Consider the following 5,910-nt stretch of genomic DNA (forward strand, 5'->3'; position numbering starts at 1 on the left):
ATTAGCCATAGTTTTCCGTCAAAATTGGATTTTGTCTCTTTAAACCCTGATTAATCGGTTTTGAGAGCTAATTTTGACTCTTGGTCTAATCTGCCTCTCTTCCTTGCTGTGACTGACTTATAAATTTTTGGAGATGTCTATGGTGCGTTCCCCAAAAATCGATCAGTGGAGCAGTGGGAGCCACATTAGGGAACGCACCCTACAGCGATAGCGATCGGACTCTTGATTGAGATTGGCTTTGAGCAAGATACGAGCATGATTAATTTTACGGGCTGAGGCTTTTCCTTTAGTTGTCAGTTGTTCTAAAGTTTGGCGTTCCTCATCACTCAGAGAGATCAGATATCGTTTGGCGGGCATTGCTTCTGGGATTCTGTTGATTTGTATTCCCTATTATCCGTCACTTTTGCTTTGACAGACCACTAGGGCAAAACATAATTGCCAGGAGATGTTGAATAAATTCTGAGATTCTGTTACCTTTGTAACAGAATCTCAGAATGAAACCTTATGGCAGGCATCAGGGCTACTTTTACGTCTACAGATTGTGCCTTTCATATTGAAGGCTACGAAAAAATTGATTTCAGTTTGCTCTATGTAAACGGTGCTTTCAAAATTGGGAATCCCGAAATTGCCGAAAGTTATGCACCATTCAGACGCTGCTTGATGGTGATTGATCAAACTGTTTACGGTTTGTATCGCCAGCAGATCGATCGGTACTTCGCTCACTATCAAATCGATTTGACTGTTTTTCAAGTCAGCATCAAAGAGCCTGAAAAGACTCTGAGAACTTTCGAGAAGATTGTCGATGCGTTTGCCGACTTTGGACTGGTGCGTAAGGAGCCTGTTTTGGTTGTGGGTGGCGGACTCACGACCGATGTTGCTGGGTTTGCTTGTTCTGCCTATCGTCGCAAAACCAACTACATTCGCGTGCCCACAAGCTTGATTGGCTTGATTGATGCTAGCGTGGCGATTAAGGTTGCTGTCAATCACGGCAAACTAAAGAATCGTCTTGGTGCGTATCATGCCTCTCAAAAGGTGATTCTTGATTTCTCATTTTTGGGAACTTTGCCGATCGATCAAATTCGCAACGGAATGGCAGAGTTAATCAAGATTGCAGTTGTGGGCAATCAAGAAATCTTTGAGCTGCTAGAAGAACATGGTGCGGCATTGATGCACAGCCGTTTTGGCTATCTGAATGGCACCCCTGAGTTGCAAGCTGTGGGGCACCGTCTGACTTACAAGGCAATTCAAGTCATGTTAGAGCTAGAGGTGCCCAACCTGCATGAGCTAGATTTAGATCGAGTGATTGCTTACGGTCATACCTGGAGTCCGACGCTAGAATTAACGCCAGAACCACCGATGTTGCACGGTCATAGCGTCAACATTGATATGGCATTTACGGCGACGATCGCCCAGTTGCGCCGCTATATTTCGGTTGAAGACCGCAATCGCATTTTAGGCTTAATGAGCCGATTGGGGCTGGCGATCGATAGCCCCTATCTCACCCCAGAACTCCTGTGGAAAGCGACCGAAGCAATTACGCGGACTCGCGATGGTTTGCAGCGAGCAGCGGCTCCCCGCCCGATTGGGCAGTGCGTGTTTATGAACGACCTAACGCGATCTGAGTTGGACAAGGCCTTAGCGGTTCACCGAGCGATCGCTCAAAACTATCCTCGTCAGGGCAATGGTGAGGATATGTACGTGCGCCTCGATCCAGCCTTAGAGGGAGCAGGCGTATGAGACCCGTTACGCCCGTTGGAATTATCTCAGCGAAGTTAGCAGCCTTGGTCGGTCGCGCCGAGTCGATCGATGGGCTTGATCCCGTTTTCAAAGCTGAATTGCAGCAAGTCTGTGCCCTAGCTTGCGGACTCGACCCGTATTTGGATGTTTGTACGACACCCGAATCGCCTGCCTTGGCTGCCTTGGTGCAACGGACTCAAGCGGAGGACTGGAGCAAGCGATTTACGGATGGTGAAACAGTGCGCCAGCTAGAGCAGGAAATGCTCTCTGGGCATGTGGAAGGTCAAATGCTCAAATTTCTGGTGCATTTGACGCAAGCGCAACGGGTGCTAGAGATTGGCCTGTTTACGGGCTATTCGGCTCTAGCGATGGCAGAGGCATTGCCCAGCGATGGACAGGTCGTGGCTTGTGAGGTTGATGCTTATGTGGCTGAATTTGCGCGGCAGTGTTTTAACGAGTCGACGGCCGGACACAAAATCGTAGTCAAGGTGGCGCCTGCTCTTGAAACCCTTAAGCAGCTTGCAGAGGCAGGAGAGGTGTTCGATCTAGTCTTTATTGATGCCGATAAAGCAGGTTACATCGACTACCTCAATCTGCTCCTGACTACCTCGCTGTTAGCTCCAAACGGCTTAATCTGTGCGGACAATACTTTGATGCAGGGGCAGCCCTATCTCTCGGAAACGCCTACGCCCAATGGCAAGGCGATCGCACAGTTCAACCAAACCCTGAGCCACGATCCACGAGTTGAGCAAGTCCTGCTACCTCTGCGAGACGGCTTGACCTTGATTCGGCGTATGTAGTCCATTAATCCGCCCACTCAAACCTATGATAAAAACCGCTCCCAAGGTTAAGCTTCTCTCAGAGCCAGCGGTCAGTGCGGGCAGCATCGGGGTGAGATCGCGCTTAAAAACCCTTGCCACTCTTACTTTGCTGCTGCTGGCATTGCCGTTCAACCTTACCCTCGTGTCGATTGCTTTGCTGAGATCGCTAGTTCTTCGCCCGGCGCGATCTCGCGTAGCGAGCGCTTTGCGTTCAACCACAGTCAATCCGCAAACGGTTCTCATTAGCGGCGGCAAGATGACTAAAGCCTTGCAGCTTGCGCGATCATTTCACAAAGCAGGGCACCGAGTCATCCTAGTGGAGATGCACAAGTACTGGTTAACCGGACACCGCTTTTCTCGGTGCGTTGATCGGTTCTACACCATACCCAAACCGCAATCGTCCCAGTATGCTCAGGCATTACTGGAGATTGTGCAAAAAGAAAACGTTACTGTTTACGTTCCCGTTTGTAGCCCCGTTGCCAGTTATTATGATGCGCTGATTGCCGAAATGCTGGCGCCCCATTGCACCGTCATGCATGTGGATGTAGAGAGGCTCAAGCAACTGGATGATAAGTACGCCTTTGCGATCGCCGCAGGAACCCTAGGGTTAAGCGTGCCAAAATCCCATCGCATCACCCATCCTCAGCAGGTGATTGACTTTGATTTTAGTAAGGCAAAGCGTCCCTATATCCTCAAAAGCATTCCTTACGATTCAGTGCGGCGATTGGATCTGACGCAGTTGCCCCTACGAGATGCTGAGGAAACGGCGACTTTTGTGCGATCGCTGCCCATTTCTGAAGCAAATCCCTGGATTATGCAGGAGTATATTCCAGGGCAAGAATATTGTACCCATAGTACTGTTCGTCAAGGACACGTGCAGCTTCACTGCTGCTGCAAGTCTTCAGCGTTTCAGGTCAACTACGAACACGTTGATCATTCTGAGATTGAACGGTGGATTCTCGCCTTTGTCAAGGGGCTGAACCTTACGGGACAAGTGTCTTTCGACTTCATTCAGGCAGCAGATGATGGACAGGTTTATGCGATCGAATGCAATCCGCGCACACACTCTGCCATCACGATGTTCTACAACCATCCTGATGTAGCACAGGCTTATCTAAATCTACATCCACTCCCCCAGATGGCTCAGCCACTTGCCTCTAGCCGCCCAACCTATTGGACTTATCACGAAGTTTGGAGATTGCTAACCCAGCTACTTTCTCCAAAGATGCTCAGGCAACGATTACAGATTCTCGTCAACGGCAAAGATGCCATCTTTGAGTGGGACGATCCCCTCCCTTTTTTAATGGTGCATCATTGGCAGATTCCGCTATTACTGCTGGGAAGTTTTCGGCGCGGCAGTGAATGGATTCGGATTGACTTCAACATTGGCAAGCTTGTTGAACTGGGAGGAGACTAGAGCATGGAAAAATTGCAGATTTTGCATCTAGTTGGCTCTGCTGTGAGCGATTTTTACTGTGAGTTGTCGCGACTCTATGCCCAAGATTGTCTACAAAATACGGCGAATCCAGACCTCTATGAGTTCCACATTGCCTACGTGTCGCCAGATTTGAGGTGGCGGTTTCCCAAATCTTTAGACAATGCCGAGATCGCCCAGACTCCCTCAGTTTCAGTCCCTGAAGCGGTCGCGGTTTTAATTCAACTTCAGATCGATGTGATGGTACCCCAAATGTTCTGCCTGCCCGGAATGACTCAGTACCGTGCGCTATTCGATCTGCTCAAAATTCCGTATGTGGGAAATTCGGCTGCGCTAATGGCGTTAGCCGCAGATAAGGCAAAGGCGAAAGCGGTTGTCTCCGCAGCCGGGGTGACCGTGCCCGCTGGCAAGGTTCTGCATCGAGGCGATTGCTTATCTGTATCCCGTCCGTCGATTATTAAGCCGAACCATTCCGATAATTCATTGGGTTTGAGTTTAGTTACCGAGACAACCGATGGAAATGCTGCTTTAGCAACTGCCTTTGAGTATGCAGATGAAGTCTTAGTTGAGGAGTTTATCGAACTGGGTCGAGAAGTTCGCTGTGGGGTGATTGTGCAAGCGGGCGAGTTAGTTTGCTTGCCGCTAGAAGAGTACGCCGTGAATCCCGAAACTCATCCGATTCGGACTTATGCAGATAAACTCAAGCAAAATGAAGATGGTAGTTTGGATTGTGCTGCTAAAGAGAAAACCAAGGCTTGGATTGTTGATCCTAGCGATCCAGTGACTCAGCGAGTTTGGGCGCTCGCAAAACAATGTCACGTTGCTTTGGGCTGTCGGCATTACAGTTTGTTTGATTTTCGGATCGATCCACACGGACAGCCGTGGTTTTTAGAAGCAGGTTTGTATTGTTCGTTTGCTCAGAAAAGCGTCATTTCAATGATGGCTCAGGCTGCTGGAATTTCATTGACAGACCTGTTTCAAAATATGGTGCAGATGGCAGTGGCGGGAAAGGCTGGAACTTTCGGCGATCGCCCAAAGATAGCGCAGATTGACACAAAAGCCGAAACTTATTCTTAGCAGGACATTCGGGTTGCCGAAATAGCCATGAAATTCCCAAAGCATTGCCAAGCAAGCGTTTCAAACGGCGTTGTCAGATAAAGAGATGAGAAGGCAAAATAGATAGAAACTCAATCAAGGAAAAAAAACGATGAAATGTCCAGAATGTCAAAGTGACCACATCAATAAAAATGGTCATCGTGGTCAAAAACAAAACTATATACCTGAACTTCCCCCATACATATATACCATAATAGCCGAAAACCCTTATCCATCAATGGATACACCCCTTAACATTTCTTAATGTACCCATGTAATTTGTAACATTTCTTAATGGACAAGAATTCTCTCCATTTGCTAGAATGGTAGGTCATGTACATAGAAAAAGTTCCTAACCGTAATTCCCCCCCCGCCGTTCTTCTTCGGGAGTCCTACCGAGAAGGAGATCAAGTCAAAAAAAGAACCCTGGCTAATCTCTCAAAATTACCCGATGATATTATCGACAATCTGAAACTGGCTCTTAAAGGGGCAACACTGTCCATGACTGAAAGCATTCCCAATCATTTTGAAGTGATTAGAAGTCTTCCTCCTGGTCATGTAATGGCTATTTTAGAGACGATTAAAAAATTAGGTTTAGATAAAATAATCAGTGAACAATCCTCACGAATCAGAAACTTAGTGGTGGCGATGATTGTGGCAAGAATCATCAATCCTAAATCAAAACTAGCCACAGCGAGAGGGTTTAATAGTGAGACTGGCAGTCAGAGTTTAGGACAATTGTTAGACTTAGAGAAAGCCGATGAAGACGAATTATATAACGCCTTAGATTGGTTATTAGAAAAACAAGAGAAAATTGAGAAG

The 5,910-nt window shown here is 47.6% G+C and carries 7 protein-coding genes; 6 read left to right on the plus strand and 1 reads right to left on the minus strand.

What is annotated here, in order from left to right; all coding sequences use genetic code 11:
• Positions 1 to 162 precede the first annotated feature (162 nt).
• Positions 163 to 357 carry a hypothetical protein gene (locus IM515_RS20130; protein ID WP_441338663.1) on the minus strand — a complete coding sequence of 65 codons (195 nt, stop codon included), beginning with the start codon at positions 355 to 357 and terminating at the stop codon, positions 163 to 165.
• A 147-nt stretch (positions 358 to 504) separates the two neighbouring features.
• Here IM515_RS20130 and IM515_RS20135 point away from each other — a divergent pair, with 147 nt between their 5' ends.
• The 6 genes from IM515_RS20135 to IM515_RS20155 all read left to right on the plus strand — a co-directional run.
• Positions 505 to 1,737 carry a sedoheptulose 7-phosphate cyclase gene (locus IM515_RS20135; RefSeq protein ID WP_287627805.1) on the plus strand — a complete coding sequence of 411 codons (1,233 nt, stop codon included), beginning with the start codon at positions 505 to 507 and terminating at the stop codon, positions 1,735 to 1,737.
• Entirely contained in the window at positions 1,734 to 2,537 is an 804-nt protein-coding gene (locus tag IM515_RS20140) for an O-methyltransferase (RefSeq protein ID WP_002741116.1), read from the plus strand. Before IM515_RS20135 ends, IM515_RS20140 begins: the two co-directional genes overlap by 4 nt.
• A gap of 25 nt (positions 2,538 to 2,562) precedes the next feature.
• The gene (locus tag IM515_RS20145) at positions 2,563 to 3,975 is read left to right on the plus strand and encodes an ATP-grasp domain-containing protein (protein WP_287627807.1); all 1,413 of its coding nucleotides are present in this window, start codon (positions 2,563 to 2,565) and stop codon (positions 3,973 to 3,975) included.
• A gap of 3 nt (positions 3,976 to 3,978) precedes the next feature.
• Entirely contained in the window at positions 3,979 to 5,070 is a 1,092-nt protein-coding gene (locus IM515_RS20150) for a D-alanine--D-alanine ligase family protein (protein WP_193960200.1), read from the plus strand.
• A gap of 130 nt (positions 5,071 to 5,200) precedes the next feature.
• Complete coding sequence (locus IM515_RS26180) at positions 5,201 to 5,353, plus strand: transposase-like zinc-binding domain-containing protein (protein WP_441338664.1); 153 nt, start codon at positions 5,201 to 5,203, stop codon at positions 5,351 to 5,353.
• Between the two features lie 68 nt (positions 5,354 to 5,421).
• Positions 5,422 to 5,910: IS1634 family transposase N-terminal domain-related protein (locus tag IM515_RS20155; protein WP_502881980.1), on the plus strand; the 489-nt coding region annotated here is incomplete at its 3' end.

It is taken from the genome of Microcystis sp. M44BS1 (assembly GCF_020244875.1).
GTDB lineage: Bacteria > Cyanobacteriota > Cyanobacteriia > Cyanobacteriales > Microcystaceae > Microcystis > Microcystis panniformis.